Here is a 16,797-nt window from a genome sequence, read left to right on the forward strand (position 1 = left end):
ATGCCAACCAAGCCCTAGCTCAAGCGTACAGCCTACTTCGCCTCTACTCCCTTGTATGTACCATGCTTTACCCGCCCGGGATTTCCTGGACCTGAGCTACCGTGATGATATGTGCTTCATCATCAACCGTATTCTGCGGCCGCTGGCTCCTACTGAAGCACAGGAAGCCTACGCCCTCATGCTGGACGCCGCCAACAGCCATGGTTGCCAGCATTGGCTGATTGACTTGCGCCGCGATACTACCTTCCAGCCGGAGCTACTCACTACCTTCTTCCCGCAGCCCGGCGACCAGCCTGGGAAAGTCACTTACCTGGCCTATCTGGTTTCGCCGATGCTGCTCACAGAGCTCGAAAACCAGGACCAAGTGCCGCTACCGGTACACTACGACGACCTACCCTTCCGAGTAAAGCTGTTTGTGGATGAACTGGCGGCGCAAGAGTGGCTATCGGCCAACTGATGTACTACCGGGCAGCGCAGTACCTTAGCAGACAGCAAGCCCCGCTTCTTTCCCATGGATATTCGCCCCCGCGACACAGACTCTACCTGGCGCCGCCGTGCGTACAGCGTCATTTTTGAGTCGGATACGCCAGCTGGCCGCGTCTTCGATATTGCGGTACTGGTAGCCATTGTGCTCAGTGTGGTGGCCGTAATGCTGGAAAGCGTGCAGCGCATCAACCAGCAATATGGGGCCTTGCTACGGGCCGTAGAGTGGTTTTTTACGGGCCTTTTCCTGCTCGAATACATTGCCCGCCTGGTCGTGGTGCGGCGGCCACTGACGTACGCCTTCAGCCTGCTGGGCATCATCGATTTCATGGCCATCGTGCCGACGCTGGCTACCTTAATGCTGGCGGGCAGCCGCTACCTGCTCGTTATTCGCACGCTGCGGTTGCTGCGGGTGTTCCGTATCTTCAAGCTGGGGCGGTTTGTAGGCGAAGGCGAGTTCATCGTAACAGCGCTGAAAGCCAGCCGCTTCAAAATTCTGGTTTTTCTCACAGCGGTCCTCACTCTCGTGACGGTGGTTGGCACACTGCTGTATGTGGTGGAAGGCGGCCGCAATGGCTTCACAAGTATTCCCAAGAGCATCTATTGGGCTGTGGTGACGGTCACGACCGTCGGGTACGGCGACATTTCGCCCGTCACGGTGCTGGGCCAGACGCTAGCCTCCATCCTCATGATTCTTGGCTACGCCATTATTGCGGTTCCTACCGGCATCGTTTCGGCTCAGATGGCTGGCCCGCGTGCTACAGCGGTACCCACCTATAAGCAGGTGATATGCCATGTATGCCAGGCTACTGACCACCGGCCCGAAGCGGAATTTTGCTGGCACTGCGGCGAGAAACTTTAGCTCAATGCGGCACTTTTAGCCCCAATTGGTATGCCCTGAGCTGTCCTGCGTCCTACGCAATAGGCTATGCCGCTTCTACTTCAACCCAACGACGAGCAGCTTCTATCAGGTACGGGCTGACAAAGCGTAGCTCCACACTGCCGGCAGGCGTTTGTACGGTGGTGCTATAAACCGTAGTCCAGAGAAAGGTTTTGGCTTTGAAAGGCCCAATTGCTGACCACGGAATCAGTAGCGGAGGGTGCCCTATTTTGAACAGGAACCCTGTCTGCAGTGCTAGCCCTTGCTCCATTACGGCCGCTTCCAGCGCGTTCCGGTAGCTCATGCCCCCAACACTAGCCTGCGCCAGCGTAAACATGCTGCCGGGCAGTGGTACAGCCGCCCGAAAGTAGTTGGCGAGCCGCTGCCAGCCCATGAGGGCTATCAGCTTCACAACCAGGCACCAGAAAAGCACAAAACCGCCCAAAGCCAGCGGCAAAATCCAGAGGAGGTTTAGGCCCATAGCCGCTGATACGGGCTACGCAGCAGAAAGTATGCCTCCTGTCAGTAGCAATACTTCACAGCCGGGCATCATCATTCACCACAAATGATTTGAGCAGCAGCAGCATGCTTTCCTCTATTTCCGGCAGGTGCGCATCCAGAAAGTTGGACCGGTACGGATCAATGTAGCCAGTCAGGCGCGCAAAATCGTCGCCGGAAAGCACCTGAAATCCCATGGACCAGTTGGAGAAAACCCGCGCTTCAATAGGTCCATCGGAGAGCTTCAGCACCCGCGTATGGCGCTGGTCTATCACTATTCTGCCGTAAATTTCCCGCACAGCATCTTCAGTTCCTTCCAGCACCTGCAGGAAGCTCCCGTTGCCATATAGTAGCAACCCCGTAATACTCAAGCGGCTATTATTGCTCCGCGACTGCTGTAGCAGATGCTTGAGTTCGGCATTGGTCGGGTGGCCTACTGCATAACTTTGATAGACGATATGGTGCATGTCCTGAGAGCTACGCCCAATGGTAAACGACTGTTTATACCCGGTTGACCGGCATAAACGAACCACGTTACTTTAAGGTAGCGCTTTGTTGGCAGCCGCACAAGCTTAACAATACTGGGCTTCCCACACCTACTTCGGGTTGATAAATCAGCGAACAAGCCTGCAACAGGCACAAAAAAAGAAGCATACCGGTTGGCATGCTTCTTAGATTCTTCCGAGTGGGAAGGAGAATTAAGCGCGACGTACTTTAACGGCGCTCAGGCCCTTACGGCCTTCTTCTACTTCGAACTCAACCTTGTCGTTGTCGCGGATTTCGTCGATGAGGCCCGTTACGTGAACGAAAACGTCCTGACCGGTAGCACTGTTGTTGATGAAACCAAAGCCTTTGGTCTCATTGAAGAATTTTACGGTTCCTGTCTGCATGATTGCTAGGAAAAAAGTGAAAACGAAGCAACTGGCAGCGAAACTCTACTATTATTCAAAATACGTGAATCAATGGTAGTGACACGAGGCAACTTGCCTTTAATGATGTAAACGTACGGCTTATTTTCCGTTTGCCGCACATATAGAGCAACTTTCGGATATAAGATGTGATTTACGTGGACCTAACGGACACGCTACCCATTAGGTTCAGTTTGTGTGCAAACATACCCTTAGTAGCTTTTATGCTCCTGCTCAGCGTCAGGCTGGCTGGGTCTAACTTATGTATAGGCAGTTCCTACTTAGCTTTTCTTCCACGCCTCAATACTGACGCAGACTCTACCTGCTAGCCTATTTCACGGCCACCAACTCCGGAATGCACAACGGCACAAACGACTATAGAGTAGAAAACAATCGATTAGACTTCAAAAGTGCTAGCAAACACCTTGGTCGGCCTTGTCTTGATTCGCTACGTATGCATCTACCGTTGTGAAGTTTTGGTGCCTGCAACAGACGTTTCCTATGAAAAAGCTCCTGCTATTTCTCCCGCCGCTACTGGCTGGCTGTGGCTCCTGCGAAGAGGTCTTGCTCACCCCGGATGAGCGGGCGTGGTTTACTGTTTATCAGAAAGCCAGTACGGTCACCTTCCGAAGCAACCGAGGCCACACCGTTACGGCGGGAGTGCAGCCGCTCAAGGAATGGCATCAGAATACGGACTGCAACCAACTGGAGTCAGGAAAATATCAGCCCATTTTCACGCAACTGGGCCTGACTCCATCCGAGAAATACAACGACTCAAATCCGTCTTTTACGGTAAATATCCGCAAGCACAATCCGGAAAAGCCTGGCTACATGACCTTTGACATGGCTGGGCTGCAATGCGGTACTGCCTCCCAGGCAGGCGTGCCTACTGCCAAATGGCAGCAGCAAGCCTGTACGCTGTCTACTACCGGCAAAACATATCCGGCGGCTTATGCTTTTCGCAGGGACCAGAACTGCACCAGCTACTCCAATGCGCGGCTACAGGCCTTCTATTGGGACAAGCAGGATGGCCTTATCCGGTACGAGCTGACCGATGGCGAGATTTTCGAGCTGGCGGCCAAGTAGTTTCTGAACCAAGCGGACATAGCAATCCGGCAATTCGACTCATCCAGCATCACTCCTACCCTTCTTAACTACACCACTCCCGAATGGCTTCACCCACCGCTGAACATAGCTCCGAAACACTCCCCAAGGGTTCTTCCATCCTCGCGCCAATTGTGCTGGCAGGCGCAACCGGGGCGCTGGGGCTGCTGATTGCTCATCATCTGCGCCGCCGCGGCGTATCAGTGCGGGCGCTGGTTAGGCCTGAATCCAGCCACAAAGCGGAGGCTGAATCGTTGCGGAAGCAGGGCGTGGAGGTGGTAGCCGTAGACTATAGCAGCGTTGCGGACCTTACGAAAGCCTGCCAGGGCGCTACCTGTATCATCTCAGCCTTATCGGGGCTGCGCGATATTATTGTGGATACGCAAACGCGGCTATTGGAAGCAGCGGTAGCAGCCGGAGTACCGCGCTTTATTCCGTCAGACTTCTCCGCCGATTTCACCACGCTGCCAGAAGGCTCCAACCGCAACTTCGACCTGCGCCGGGAGTTTCAGCGCCGGCTTGATACGGCACCAATCCGGGCCACGTCTATTCTCAACGGCATGTTCATGGACTTGCTGAAAGGCCAAGCGCCGCTGGTACAGCCAGGTATCGGCCGCATCGTATACTGGGGCGACGCCGACCAGCCCCTGGACTTCACCACGATGGTAGATACGGCCGATTTTACTGCCGCCGCTGCCCTTGATGATACCACGCCTCGTTACCTGCGTGTAGCTGGCCAAGTAGCCAGCATCCGGGGAGTGCAAGCGGCAGCCAGCCAGGCGCTGGGCCAACCCTTCAAGCTGTTGCGAGTGGGAAGTGTGGGCGTACTCGCCACCATGATTAAAGTAACCCGCACACTCATGCCCGCCCCGAACGACGTATTTCCGCCGTGGCAGGGTATGCAATACATGCACAACATGCTCAGCGGCCAGGCCAAGCTGCATCCGCTGGATACGGCTCGCTACCCCGATATCCGCTACACCCAGATACGGGAACTGCTGGCGGAGAAATAGTCGGGCTGGTGCTGATGGGTACTGGAGGGTGACTTATAGGTATGAGAGCCACCAGTAGTTGTGTTGCTGCCTATACTTCTGGTACCAGCGGCAGGGCCAGTACAGCACCAATACCAGCCCTACCCACACGGCATAGGTGCGCCACAGACTGGGGTGGTAGGCTAAGGGCCAGGTAGGCGGCGCACTAAAGCCCAGGTTGTGGGCCTGCCCGAAAGCCAGCCGGGTCCAGACCCAGGCTGATGTGCTGATAAGCAGCAGATGCAGTAGATAGTAGAAGAACGGCACCTGCCCGAACGTGCGCAGCCAGCGGCTCAGGCGGCTGGTGAGCTGCTCGGCGCTGCTCAATACCAGCAGCGCTACTCCCAAGGTGAGGCACACAAACAGCAAAGAAGGCGGGTATTTGCTCACGTTCAGAAACGACAACACCGTATACAGTTCCCCGCGGGGCTGTACGCTCCACGGGGCTAGGTCGCCGTACCAGTTGGTAGCTCGCAGTGCCCCAAATAGCACCAGCAGGCTCCCTCCTACCCGGCGCAGCAGCTGGGTCCGCTGGGGTAGCGGCAGCGCAAACCATGGCCCAACCACATAGCCGGCCAGCATCACTCCCAGCCACGGGCCCAGCGAATAGGCCACCAGAAACGGTGGTAGCGGTGGCAGCGGCAGCAAAAACGGATTGTTGTGCAGCAGAGCCCAGCCGACGTTTTCGGGCGTAACGGGCTGAATGAACGGCAGCGCATCGTGGCCGGCTATGATGAGGAGTGCCAGGACCGCCAGCACCGTGCGAGGCAGCCACAGCAGTCCGGCCAGCAGCACCATGCTCCAGCCAATCACCCAGATTACCTGAATCAGCAGCATGTTGTAGTTCCACTGCAGAAGGTAACTGATAACCAGCACCTCCAGCACTACCAGCCACAGGCCTCGCGTAAGCAGAAAGCGGCTGGTACGGCGCCGGCTGCCCTGTTTCTGCTGATAGAGCCAAATGCTGACGCCTGAGAGAAACACGAAAGTAGGCGCGCAGAAATGCGTAATCCAGCGAGTGAAGAATAAGAGCCCGGTCGTGTGGGCCATGTCCTCGGGGCGGATGGATGTGGGGCTCCACAGCTCGCGCACGTGGTCGAGGGCCATAATGACCATCACCAGGCCGCGCACTACATCAACGGCCTGAACGCGGGCAATAGAAGCCCTGCCCGGCGCGGGCACGGCGGCTGAAGCTAAGGCAGACTGCATAGCACAAGCAGATTGAGTGGAAGAAGCAACCCAAAGTAGCGTATTCGCCGCGTAAGATTGCGCTGCCACTCTGCACGACATTGCCCCAGAAAACGTGCGGATTCAGCGCGTTTGCGCCGAGCTGCAGCCCGAGCTTGAGTATTCCGCAGCGGCCGCCCTAAGCTGATACCTTTAGAATCGCCGGTTTGCAGGTCAAGTTGACCTGGGTTGAGCTTAGGATATGGCAGAAATAAGCCGTAGAAGCCATTACGTTTGAGCAATGTCACCCACGGAACAGGCAATGTCAAGTGCGCAACGGCTTCTGTCCGGCGCGCAATGGCCTCTGCCAGATACACAATCGGTAATATCACTCGCGCAATGAGCAGTGTCAGGTACACAATAGGCGCTGACACCCGCGCAACAGGGTTGGACGCCCGCGTTATGGCGTTAGATAGTCTCGTAACAGGCCGTGACTGGTGCGCTACGGTTTCTGCCGAGGCTGTGCGAGGCTGACGCTTTGGAGCAGCCGACTAAAACGAAAGTGCCGCCCCAGTTTCCCAGGGCGGCGCAGTATCGGTTTGCCGCTGGCGCGGTAGTAATGGGCTAACAAGAGCCCGTCATGCTGAGCCTGCCGAAGCATCTCTACAGCTTCGTTGAGTCGTTTGGTAGAGATACTTCGGTAAGCTCAGCATGACAGGCTTAGTTATTTCCGCCAGGCGGTTACTTCAGCTTGATGCCTTGGTCGGCCATGGCCTGCTCGGTTTTGGCGTGGTTGGCCAAAAACTCCTTATGCTGCTCTTCGGTGCGCTCGGTGCCGAGGCTGGCTAGGTTCTCGCGCAGCTTATCGGCCGGCATATCGGCGCCGTAGGATGGCGTGCCAGGCTGCTGCCGCCACGACTGATGCAGGGTGCCGGCGTCTACGGCGTCGAAGCCCAGCTCATCCACCATCTGCATTACTTTCTGCTTGGCGGCGGCATCGTCGGAGGCTACGGGCAGGCTGATGCGGCCGGGCGTGCCGGCGGGCTGGCCCTTCTCCACGATGTGGTGGGCGTAGATGTTGTTGAACACCTTCACCACCGGGCGGCCCAGGTGCTGCTGCACCCACTCACTCTCGGTGAGGCTGCCGGTTTCCAGCTCCTCAATCCGGCCGTCGCGCAACATGGGGTAGTAGTTACTGGTGTCGATGATGGGCGTTTCGCGGGGCACGCTGGCCAGCAGATCCTTGGGCAGGTCGGGAATGTTCTTGAGCGGGATGGTCACCACCACGAGGTCGGTGCCGTGCTGGGCGGCTTCCTCGGCCGTCACGGCCTGGGCGCCCGTTTTCTGCTCCACGTATTTGAGGGTTTCCGGCCCGCGGGAGTTTGCAATGTATACCGAGTGGCCGAGGTCCGTAAGCCGCACGGCGAGGGCGCTGCCGATGTGGCCGGCGCCGATGATTCCGATGTTCATAGGTTGTGTAGTTATGGTTCGTGCGCCGGTGATGTGCCGGTGCAGGGAGGTAAACAGCGGAGGCGGGCATTTTGCTTTTTCTGGAGGCGTCAGAACGAGCAACGCCGCCGGAGCTTCCTCGGGCGGCGTTGTCATTAAGTTGCCATCAGCTAAATCACGGAGCCGTTAGTAATACAATCATCAGATATATCTACGGCTAGCGTCTGTAATGTCGAATTCGTATGGGTTTTCTTGATTGTATATCACCGTTACAGTAGCTTCTTTTGGGTAGGTATAGCAAATTCTACCCCATGCACAGATTCGGCTTCAATTGTCTTTCCGTCCTGAGTTATAAATCGGATAATAGGGCGCACAGTCGTTACCCACCTCCATTTTATCTTATTGCGCACCACCACACCTTGCACACACACACCAAGTTTCTGCATCCTGTCACAGTGGCGCTTAGCACTTATGTAGGCGGAGACTAGAATTTCGGCCATTACGCCGAAAGTAAAAACTGAGAAGGCATTAAACACAAAGCCCATACGTCCAAACTTATTACACTGATTGTTTAGTGCCCGGAATCTTCACGCCGAGCTTCTCGGCTACCTGCTGGCCAGCTCATAGCCGGCGTCGGCGTGGCGGAAGACGCCCATACCGGAGTCGGTGGTGAGCACGCGGCGCAGGCGCTCGACTTTTTCGGGGATTAGCAACCCTTCAAAGATGGCCGTTAAGGAATATCCTTCCGCAAGAAGTAGAGCAGATTAACTCTCATGGGCTCAACCCTCAGATTCCGGCTGCCATCCGATTGAAACAGACAGCTTCCTTGCCACCGGTATACATTGTATGGTTCATCTTTTTCGTAGGCTCCTGCTTGAAAATTGCTCCAAGTGCCACTTAGAAAAAACTTACCGTAATGGTTCCCATCCCGGGTTTTGATAAAAAAGCCGTTTTCCTTACCCGTTAATACATACCGCTTTTGGTAGCCGGTGGCGGGAGCCTCATCGAAATCGAATACTACTGAGGGAGAGTAGTGCAGATTGATGATAGGAATTATTCCTCCTTTTCCACCCGCAATGAATACGGTGGGCTGCGAGTTGTTCGGGCCCGGCTCCAGCCATACGTCGCATACCGTGGTGTCCCGGCTAGTACGCGCAGTGGATAGGTTTATTCCGTAGCTGTCGGGAATCTTAACGTCTCTTTCCTGGTAGCGGTAATCCATTACTATTTCCACAGGACTGCCAATATCCGCCCGTAAGGAATCATCTACATAAATGTGACCTAGCTCTTCGTCATTGATTAGACCCAGATGGTAATACAAATGCTTACTGAGCGTGGTATTCGGCTTTGCTCGGCGGAGCGGAATGGTAACTGCCAGAACCGGCTGGTTAACTTCAACCTTCTGTCGCGCCGGCAGATAGCCGGGGGCCTGCGCTGCTACTCCCACAACACGGGCTTGTAGCAGGGAAGCCTTTACCAGCCCGGTAGCCGGCGTCACGGCCTGAATCAGGGAGTCACCATCGGCGGTGCCCCTGTGCGGTCCATCGTAAATGCCCACAATCAGTACTTCGGCACCCTGAATTGGCTTGCCGGTAGCAGCATCTACCACCCGAATTTCTACTGCTACATCCCGGATACTTTCCCGGCGGAACTCGCACCCAGATAGAAGGCCGATGAAGAAAATAAGCAGAGCTGTTTGTAATAACCGCATAGAAAAAGCGCATTGAGATATACCTCAATGCGCTTTTAGTCGATGAAGTAACCCTTCTACTCCCGTCCCGGAATCTTCACGCCGCGCTCCTCAGCAACTTGCTGGGCCAGCTCGTAGCCCGCATCAGCGTGGCGGAAGACGCCCATGCCGGGGTCGGTGGTGAGCACGCGGCGCAGGCGCTCGGCTTTTTCGGGGGTTCCTGTCGCTACGATGACCATGCCGGAGTGCGTGCTGTTGCCGATGCCCACGCCGCCGCCGTTGTGCAGGCTCACCCAGTCGGCACCGGAGGCGGTGTTGGCCAGGGCGTTGAGCAGGGGCCAATCGGCTACGGCGTCGGAGCCGTCCTTCATGCCCTCGGTTTCGCGGTTGGGCGAGGCCACAGAGCCGCAGTCGAGGTGGTCCCGGCCGATGACGATGGGGGCCGATACTTCGCCGCGGGCCACTAGGTCATTGATGACCAGGCCGAACTTTTCCCGCTCGCCGTAGCCCAGCCAGCACACGCGGGCGGGCAGGCCGATGAAGGGCACCTTGGCCTGGGCCTTCTCGATCCAGCGGGCCAGCATCTTGTTGTCAGGGAAGGTTTCGAGCAGGGCGCGGTCGATGCGCAGGATGTCCTGCGGGTCGCCGCTGAGGGCCGCCCAGCGGAAGGGGCCTTTGCCCTCGCAGAACAGCGGGCGGATGTAGCCGGGCACGAAGCCGGGGTACAGGAATTGCCCGTTTTCGTCGCGCACCTGCAGGCCGCCTTTTTCGGCCTGCCCGCGCAGGTTGTTGCCGTAGTCGAGGGCCACGGAGCCGGCGGCCTGCATGTCGATGATGGCCTGGCAGTGCTTCATGATGGAAGCCAGGGCCTGGCGCTTGAACTCCTCGGGGTTGTCCTTGCGCAGCTGCAATACGGCATCAATGTCGCCCTCTGGAATGTAGTCCATCAGGTCGTGGGCGGAGGTCTGGTCCGTCACGATGTCTACTTTGTAACCCTGCTCCAATAGCTGGGGCAGTACGGTGGCGGCGTTGCCGGTGAGGCCGATGGACCAGCCCTTGCGGGCGGCTTTGTACTGCTCGCACAGTTCCAGAGCGTGGCTTAGGTCGCGGGCCTGCTCGTCGAGGTAGCCTTCGCGCACTTTCTGTTTCACCCGCTCATCAATGGGCTCAATCACTAGGCACACGCCGTCGTTCATGGTCACGGCCAGCGGCTGCGCGCCCGACATACCGCCGAGGCCGGCCGTCACAGTGACGGTGCCAGCCAACGTACCGTTGAAATGCTTGTCTCCTACCGCCGCGAAGGTTTCGTAGGTGCCCTGCAGGATGCCCTGGGTGGCAATGTAAATCCAGGAGCCGGCCGTCATTTGCCCGTACATCATCAGGCCCAGCTTATCCAGCTCATCAAAATACTCTTGGGTGCTCCAGGCCGGCACAATGTTGGAGTTGGCAATGAGCACGCGCGGGGCGTGGGCCCAGGTGCGCAGCACGCCCACCGCCTTACCCGACTGCACCAGCATGGTTTCGTCGGCTTCCAGGTTTTTGAGGGTTTTGACGATGGTCTGGTACTCTTTCCAGTTGCGTGCGGCGCGGCCGGCGCCCCCATACACAATCAGCTCGTCGTACACGAGGCTCACCGCGGGGTCGAGGTTATTTTCCAGCATGCGCAGGGCCGCCTCGGCTTCCCAGGTTTTGCAGCGCAGCGTGGTGCCGTGCTGGGCACGTACCGTTTCCTCCGGCTTGTACTCATAGTACATGGGCCGCGTGGTGGGCTTGTCGGCGGCAGATGACTGGCTGGTAGCTTCGAGGTTGAGTTCGGGCGTGTCGAGGGCGGAGGGCGGCATGAGGAAGGCCATTTGGATGATAGGTGGAACGGCGAATATAGCGTTTTCGCCGCTTGACGGCACACAGTTTGGTGGAGCGACAATGGAAAAGGAGGCGCTTAAGAACCGACAATTCCTGCCTAGATAAACGTTGAGCTTAGGTACTAGTCATCGAACAACTTCGCTCTGCTTTGCTAAATAGCAACAAGCCAATTCAATATTTTTTTACTATTTTTTATTATATAGTTTATATTTTTGCCGATATATGCTCCGTCTTCTTCAGGCATCTACCCCTTAGCTACTACTCCTTTCTTATGGACAAACTTCTACTTCTTTCGACGGCACGGCGCCTGGCGTGGTCGGGCTTGGTAGTGCTTGCGCTGCTGCTACAGAACTGCCAATCAGACAAGGAAACGGCAGCGCCCGAATCGGTGCCGGCAACTAGCTACACTGCCGAAGTGGCGGACAAATGGGCCAAGCTCACGCTACAATTGGTGCGCACCAGCCCCGGTTTCACACCACCGGTAACGGCGCGGGCGCTGGGCTACGCTGGCCTCACCATGTACGAGTCGGTGGTAGCGGGCATACCGGGGCGGCGCTCTATGGCTGGCCAGCTGCAGGACCTGAGCAGCTTGCCCCAGCCGGAGGCAGGGCAGGTTTATAACTGGCAACTAAGCGCCAATGCCGCGCAGGCCAGCATCCTGAAAGCGCTGTTTGCTAATACTACTGCCGCCAGCATGGCCCGTATCGATTCGCTGGAAACGGCGCTGGCCCGCCAGCACGCCGGCTCCGATGAGGCGGTAGCCGACCGGTCGAGTCAATACGGACGCAGTGTGGCGCAGGCTATTTTCACGTGGTCGAGAACAGACGGCGGGCACGAGGGCTACAACCGCAACTTCCCCGCTAGCTTCATTCCTGCCAGCGCACTAGGTGACTGGCAGCCTACTGAAAATGGCCGGACCATCCCGATGCAGCCGTACTGGGGCTCGAACCGCACGTTCCTAGCCACAGACCGGAACATGCCCATGCCCGTGCCTATTTCCTATTCCAGTGCCCCTACTTCGCAGTACTACGCCCAGTATCTGGAGGTGTATGCCAAAAACCGCAGCCTGACGCAGGAAGAGAAGGAAATTGCCGTCTGGTGGGCCGATGACCCCAGCGAGACCTTCACGCCTCCCGGCCACTCCTACAACCTAGCCCGTATCCTGGTCAACACCACCCACGCCGACCTGGGCAAAGCCACCGAAACGTTTGCCCGCACCGGTATTGCCGTGGCCGACGCCTTCATTCTGTGCTGGAAGTGTAAGTACATCTACAACAACGAACGGCCCTACACCTTCGTCCGCCGCTTTATCGATCCTACCTGGGTGCCGTTCTGGCCAGCGCCACCGTTTCCGGGTTTTCCATCGGGCCACGCCACGCAGTCGGCCGCTACAGCTATTGTGCTGGAGCAGCTGTATGGCAACATTACCTTCACCGACGACTCCCATGTGGGCCGGGGGCGCGACATACCCCGCGCCACCGATTTCCGGGCCCGCACCTATCATTCGTTTTGGGAAACGGCGGAAGAATCGGCCCTCTCCCGCTTCCTAGGCGGCATTCACTCCCGCCAGGATAACGAAATCGGGCTGCGTGAAGGCCGCAAAATAGGGCAGAACGTGAATGCCCTGAACTGGCGCTAAGCTGGACGGCGAAGAATGCTGGTATTTACCGAACCAGTGCAGCCCTGAAGGGTGATTCTGCGTATGCAACGCCCAAACCTACTGTCCTCCGTTATGAAAAAAGTAGCTGCTGGCGTGACCCAGCTTCAGATTCAGCGTTTCGTTAACCTGTATTTTGTGGAAACCGGCACGCCCGGCGAGTGGGTACTGGTGGATACTGGCTTGCCCGGTTCTGAAAAAGACATTATTGCAGCGGCTGATAAGTTGTTTTATCCCGGCACCCACCCTGAGGCTATTATCCTGACCCATGGCCACATGGACCATTCCGGCTCGGTGCAGGCGCTGGCGGAGCACTGGAAGGTACCGGTATTAGCCCACCCGCTGGAAATGCCTTTCCTAACGGCCCGCGCCGTGTATCCGGCCGCCGACCCTACCGTGGAAGACGGTGGTACACTGGCTTTCGTGGCCCGGTTCTTCCCGCCGCAGTCGTTCCAGCTCAGCGACTATGTGCAGGCTTTCCCCACCGAGTCGGAGGAAGTTCCGTTTCTGCCTGGCTGGCGCTGGCTGCACGTGCCAGGTCACGCGCCAGGCCAACTAGCACTATTCCGCGAGTCAGACCGCACGCTGTTGGGCGCTGATGCGTTTGCCACGGCCAACCACGAGTCGGTGCCGGCACTGCTACTGCAACTCCCGAAAATCAGTGTGGCCGGCGCGCCTTTCAACTACGACTGGCAGCAGGTGCGCGAGTCGGTGCAGAAGCTGGCGGCACTTCGGCCCGAGGCTATTGGCTGCGGCCATGGCCCCGTCATTACGGGCCTGGATGCTACTGCCGGGCTGCAGGAGCTAGCCGACCATTTCCCGATGCCAACTAAAGGCCGCTACGTGCAGGAGCCTGCTCGTCTTGATGCCAACGGCGTTGTGTCGGTTCCGCCTGCTCCTGCCGACCCACTCCGCACCAAACTCGCTATTACTGGCGTGGCGCTGGCGGCCATTGCTGCCGCGGCATTCTTTGTAAAGAAGCAGAAAACGCATCAGCAGAATGACTACCCTAAAAAGCAGGCGGACGGGCCTCGTGTGCCCCGGACCGGTAAGGCTCCGGAGTAGAAACTGCGTTGTTGCAACTGTATACTGCCGCGCTCCGCTGAATCACTTCAGTGGAGCGCGGTTTTTTATTCTTCCTGTTTCGGCTCTGGTTCCGGCGCGTTCTTCTGCCCCGCTCCCTCCTGCTTTACCGCAATGCTGCCGTTCACGGTAGATACGCGCAGCTGCGGGCCGCCCTTCCCAAACGTAGCCGTGAGGCTATGCGCCTGCAGCAGCTTGCGCACCACAGGCACCAAGCTAGCCGTGACGCGGCCGTGACTGGTACGGGCCACCAGTATCCCGGTATAGGAAGCAGGCAGCTGGCACGTTACACCACCGTTAGTGGTTTTTACATCGAGTCCGGGACCAGCCCAGGCAGCTCCGGTGAAGGCAATGTTCAGGCTGCCGTTGGTCGTTTTGCCGCGCACGTCGCCCCCCACACCCACCAAGTCTACACTGCCGTTGGTGGTTTCAAAATTGATGGTACCCTGCACATTTTCGAGCCGGATGCTGCCATTGGTAGCCGTCAGCACCAAGCTGGTTTGCGTGGGCACAAACACCTCGTAGCTCACGCCCCAATCTTCCAACGAGCCATTGGCGCGGGACGCACGCAGCGTGTTGCCAGTGCCGCTGATTTGCACAGATGCAGCCAGCGCCCGGGCTGCTTCCAGCGTGCCAGACTCCCCCTGCACGCGGGCTCGCACCCGCACCGTGGTGCCACTCCAGCCCCGCACCACAATACCGCCATTCAAGCGCGCATCAACGGTCAGCGGGGTGCCGGCCGCCGGGACAGGCAGGGTCAGGTCGCGCGTTTCGCAGTAGGTTTTCTGCAGCTGATTACCCGTACTGGTTTCACACCGAATCTGAAAAACGGGTGCCTGGGCGGCGCAGGTGGCAGCGCCCCCCATGAACAGCAGTAGAAACAAGTATTTCATTACAAGGAAGCGGCAAAGGATACTAGTGAATGAAAACCGCAACGTAGCAGGTACTACTGCAAGCTGGCAGCCACGCCCGTGAGGTAGGCAGCAAGGATGGTAGCTGCCAGCCGCGCCGTCTGGTTATCCCGGTCGAATACAGGATTGAACTCAACTACCTCAAACAGCCGTACTTCCGACTTCTGCCCGGCCAGGAAAGCGGCTTCGGTGGCCTGGCGCGGCGTGAAACCGTCGGCGCTGGGGGCCGACACAGCGGGTGCAAACGCCTCGGCGCAGCCATCCACATCGAAGCTCACAAAGGTCTGGCTAGTAGCGGCCCGTGAAAGAGCCCGGCTCATATAGAGGGGCATGCCTTCGGCCTGCACATGGGCCAGCGGCACAATGTGGGCCTGCTGCTGGTGCAGGAACTCGATATCCTCGAACGTGTTCAGATTGGAATGCAGCCCTATTTCGGTGAAGCGTGAACCGTCCAGAAACCCCTCGCGTAGCAGCTTGCCGAATGGGGTACCGCTACTGATCAGGCCCGGCTTATCCTTCACATCAGCGTGAGCATCCAGGTTGACACCGCCCACCGGCTGGCTCCCGGCCGCATCGAACAGCCCCCGTACGGTGCTGTAGCTGCCATCATGGGAGCCGCCCAGCACCACCACGCGCGGATAGCGGCGCAGCAGTTCGGCCAGCCGCTCCCGGATATGCGCATGGTTGGTAGCGTGGTCGGGGTGGCTTAGATCCAAGTCGCCGGCATCGGCAATCCGGAGACCGTCAAGGCGGACATTGTGCTCCAGATTGTAGGTTTTGTGGTAGCGGCGTAGCTCCCGCCGCATGGCGGCCGGGGCACCGGCAGCGCCGGGTCGCCCGCCTTCCAGCACCGTCCCGAAATCCAGGGGCAGGCCCACAAGACAGACGTCGGCGTCGGGCAACTCGGCAGCAGGCCGAATAAGTTCACGCAGAAATGTTGGCATGGGCCAAATGTAGCACACAACCGCACAGGACGCATACAGCCAAGCAGATCAGCAGCAGGATAGTAGATAACGCCTTTTGCACAATCCAACTTCGCTTCCGGCTGAAACGTACTGTAGAAAACATTGTCGGTTTGGCTTGATGTGCGCCTTCCCCCTCGCTCATGGCACCTTCCCTACACAGCCCACGGATTCTGTTCGACACGGTTTCGCTCACTATCCGCTACGACTACCGGAACGATTGGCTGCACGCTCAGTGGCATGGCCACCAGGACGACGCATCGGTACGCAGTGGCTGCGCACAGCTCTTGGCACTAGTACGGCAGACTGGTAGCACACGTATCTTCAACGACAGTAGCGAAGCCTTCGGCGAGTGGTACCAAGCGGCCGAATGGATAGGCCAGGAATTTATGGTGCAACTGCACGAGGCGGGTGTGCGGGCAATAGCCTGGGTGAATGCCATGGATTGGCCTACGCGCAGCTGCGTAGCCTCTACTCTCCAGCATATGCACCATCCACTGGCTACCACGTTCGAGTTCGATAAGAAAGAGGCTGCAAAAGCCTGGCTAGCCACTATCCAGTAAGCACTACCCTGATCTAAGCAGGCAGTGCGCTATCTTCCGGCATGATTCATCGTTTTCTACTGCTGCTGCTGGCTGGCCTGTTGTGTAGCACCCCGGCCGCCCTGGCCCAACGCAAAACTGCCCCGGTGCCCAAGCTGGCACCCTCCTTCTTCAGCACCTATACCTACCTCACGTATTCCATCCTGGATAAGGCCACCAGCCCGACACCGATGGCAGCCAAGGGAGTGGGCGGCACCCTCACACTGCGCCCCGATGGCACCTTCCAGAAAGCCCTGACGCTGGCTGGCAATGGCGGCACCATGCACTTCGACCAGAGCGGCCGCTTTGCTTTCACCGCCGACCGGATTACGCTCAGCTACACCGACAAAAAAGGCCAGCCCCGCACCGATGAGGGCACGTTTAGGCTGGCCAATGGTCTGCTCACGCTTACCATGCAGGGCTTCCCCGCCGGCAACCTGAGCATCTACACGCTGCGGGCAGAATAGCGGACCAGCGTTGCGCCCGGCCGGGCTTTCTGCTAACTTGCAGCCCATTCCGGGCGCAGGCCC

Annotated in this window: 18 protein-coding genes; 8 read left to right on the forward strand and 10 right to left on the reverse strand. The window is 58.1% G+C overall.

All coding sequences use genetic code 11. From position 1 onward, the window contains the following. Nucleotides 1–55: 55 nt before the first annotated feature. Together H4317_RS12780 and H4317_RS12785 are read left to right on the forward strand one after the other, a co-directional pair. Nucleotides 56–457, forward strand: a complete 402-nt coding sequence (locus H4317_RS12780) for a hypothetical protein (protein WP_185886978.1) — start codon at nucleotides 56–58, stop codon at nucleotides 455–457. 54 nt (nucleotides 458–511) lie between these two features. Beyond that, nucleotides 512–1,345 (forward strand): ion transporter, encoded by an 834-nt coding sequence (locus tag H4317_RS12785; RefSeq protein WP_185886979.1) that lies wholly within the window; start codon nucleotides 512–514, stop codon nucleotides 1,343–1,345. A 64-nt stretch (nucleotides 1,346–1,409) separates the two neighbouring features. Here H4317_RS12785 and H4317_RS12790 read toward each other — a convergent pair whose 3' ends face one another. The 3 genes from H4317_RS12790 to H4317_RS12800 all read right to left on the reverse strand — a co-directional run bounded on the left by H4317_RS12790 (nucleotide 1,410) and on the right by H4317_RS12800 (nucleotide 2,751). Beyond that, on the reverse strand, nucleotides 1,410–1,844 hold the full coding sequence (locus H4317_RS12790) for a hypothetical protein (protein ID WP_185886980.1): 435 nt from the start codon (nucleotides 1,842–1,844) through the stop codon (nucleotides 1,410–1,412). Nucleotides 1,845–1,899: 55 nt separating this feature from the next. Then, nucleotides 1,900–2,328, reverse strand: coding sequence for a BLUF domain-containing protein (locus H4317_RS12795; RefSeq protein WP_185886981.1), 429 nt, complete (start codon nucleotides 2,326–2,328; stop codon nucleotides 1,900–1,902). A 231-nt stretch (nucleotides 2,329–2,559) separates the two neighbouring features. Then, nucleotides 2,560–2,751 (reverse strand): cold-shock protein, encoded by a 192-nt coding sequence (locus H4317_RS12800; protein ID WP_073287653.1) that lies wholly within the window; start codon nucleotides 2,749–2,751, stop codon nucleotides 2,560–2,562. Nucleotides 2,752–3,270: 519 nt separating this feature from the next. Here H4317_RS12800 and H4317_RS12805 point away from each other — a divergent pair. Both H4317_RS12805 and H4317_RS12810 read left to right on the forward strand, forming a co-directional pair. Further along, the gene (locus H4317_RS12805; protein ID WP_185886982.1) at nucleotides 3,271–3,855 is read left to right on the forward strand and encodes a hypothetical protein; all 585 of its coding nucleotides are present in this window, start codon (nucleotides 3,271–3,273) and stop codon (nucleotides 3,853–3,855) included. A gap of 83 nt (nucleotides 3,856–3,938) precedes the next feature. Next, nucleotides 3,939–4,886: an NmrA family NAD(P)-binding protein gene (locus tag H4317_RS12810; protein WP_185886983.1), complete on the forward strand. Its 948-nt coding sequence runs from the start codon at nucleotides 3,939–3,941 to the stop codon at nucleotides 4,884–4,886. A gap of 33 nt (nucleotides 4,887–4,919) precedes the next feature. On the opposite strand, the gene H4317_RS12815 is transcribed toward H4317_RS12810, so the two are convergent. From H4317_RS12815 to hutU, 5 genes are all read right to left on the reverse strand, one after another. Further along, nucleotides 4,920–6,113, reverse strand: a complete 1,194-nt coding sequence (locus H4317_RS12815; RefSeq protein ID WP_185886984.1) for an acetyltransferase domain-containing protein — start codon at nucleotides 6,111–6,113, stop codon at nucleotides 4,920–4,922. 699 nt (nucleotides 6,114–6,812) lie between these two features. Then, nucleotides 6,813–7,541 (reverse strand): NADPH-dependent F420 reductase, encoded by a 729-nt coding sequence (locus H4317_RS12820; RefSeq protein WP_185886985.1) that lies wholly within the window; start codon nucleotides 7,539–7,541, stop codon nucleotides 6,813–6,815. Nucleotides 7,542–8,125: 584 nt separating this feature from the next. Then, the gene (locus H4317_RS12825) at nucleotides 8,126–8,233 is read right to left on the reverse strand and encodes a hypothetical protein (RefSeq protein WP_221899159.1); all 108 of its coding nucleotides are present in this window, start codon (nucleotides 8,231–8,233) and stop codon (nucleotides 8,126–8,128) included. Nucleotides 8,234–8,250: 17 nt separating this feature from the next. Further along, on the reverse strand, nucleotides 8,251–9,231 hold the full coding sequence (locus H4317_RS12830; RefSeq protein WP_185886986.1) for a carboxypeptidase-like regulatory domain-containing protein: 981 nt from the start codon (nucleotides 9,229–9,231) through the stop codon (nucleotides 8,251–8,253). Between the two features lie 56 nt (nucleotides 9,232–9,287). Continuing rightward, the gene (gene hutU / locus H4317_RS12835) at nucleotides 9,288–11,063 is read right to left on the reverse strand and encodes a urocanate hydratase (protein ID WP_260625658.1); all 1,776 of its coding nucleotides are present in this window, start codon (nucleotides 11,061–11,063) and stop codon (nucleotides 9,288–9,290) included. 281 nt (nucleotides 11,064–11,344) lie between these two features. On the opposite strand from hutU, the gene H4317_RS12840 reads away from it, so the two are divergent. Both H4317_RS12840 and H4317_RS12845 read left to right on the forward strand, forming a co-directional pair. Continuing rightward, nucleotides 11,345–12,712 (forward strand): vanadium-dependent haloperoxidase, encoded by a 1,368-nt coding sequence (locus tag H4317_RS12840; RefSeq protein WP_185886987.1) that lies wholly within the window; start codon nucleotides 11,345–11,347, stop codon nucleotides 12,710–12,712. 93 nt (nucleotides 12,713–12,805) lie between these two features. After that, entirely contained in the window at nucleotides 12,806–13,795 is a 990-nt protein-coding gene (locus H4317_RS12845) for an MBL fold metallo-hydrolase (RefSeq protein ID WP_185886988.1), read from the forward strand. Nucleotides 13,796–13,860: 65 nt separating this feature from the next. Here the strand turns inward: H4317_RS12845 and H4317_RS12850 are convergent, their stop codons facing one another. Both H4317_RS12850 and H4317_RS12855 read right to left on the reverse strand, forming a co-directional pair. After that, nucleotides 13,861–14,706, reverse strand: coding sequence for a DUF4097 family beta strand repeat-containing protein (locus H4317_RS12850; RefSeq protein ID WP_185886989.1), 846 nt, complete (start codon nucleotides 14,704–14,706; stop codon nucleotides 13,861–13,863). Nucleotides 14,707–14,759: 53 nt separating this feature from the next. Beyond that, nucleotides 14,760–15,668, reverse strand: coding sequence for an arginase family protein (locus H4317_RS12855; RefSeq protein ID WP_185886990.1), 909 nt, complete (start codon nucleotides 15,666–15,668; stop codon nucleotides 14,760–14,762). Between the two features lie 161 nt (nucleotides 15,669–15,829). Between H4317_RS12855 and H4317_RS12860 the strand changes: the two genes are divergently transcribed. Together H4317_RS12860 and H4317_RS12865 are read left to right on the forward strand one after the other, a co-directional pair. Further along, entirely contained in the window at nucleotides 15,830–16,249 is a 420-nt protein-coding gene (locus H4317_RS12860; RefSeq protein WP_185886991.1) for a SpoIIAA family protein, read from the forward strand. Between the two features lie 41 nt (nucleotides 16,250–16,290). Next, nucleotides 16,291–16,734, forward strand: coding sequence for a hypothetical protein (locus H4317_RS12865; RefSeq protein ID WP_185886992.1), 444 nt, complete (start codon nucleotides 16,291–16,293; stop codon nucleotides 16,732–16,734). The last annotated feature ends 63 nt before the right edge of the window (nucleotides 16,735–16,797 follow it).

The sequence above is a fragment of the Hymenobacter sediminicola genome (assembly GCF_014250515.1).
GTDB lineage: Bacteria > Bacteroidota > Bacteroidia > Cytophagales > Hymenobacteraceae > Hymenobacter > Hymenobacter sediminicola.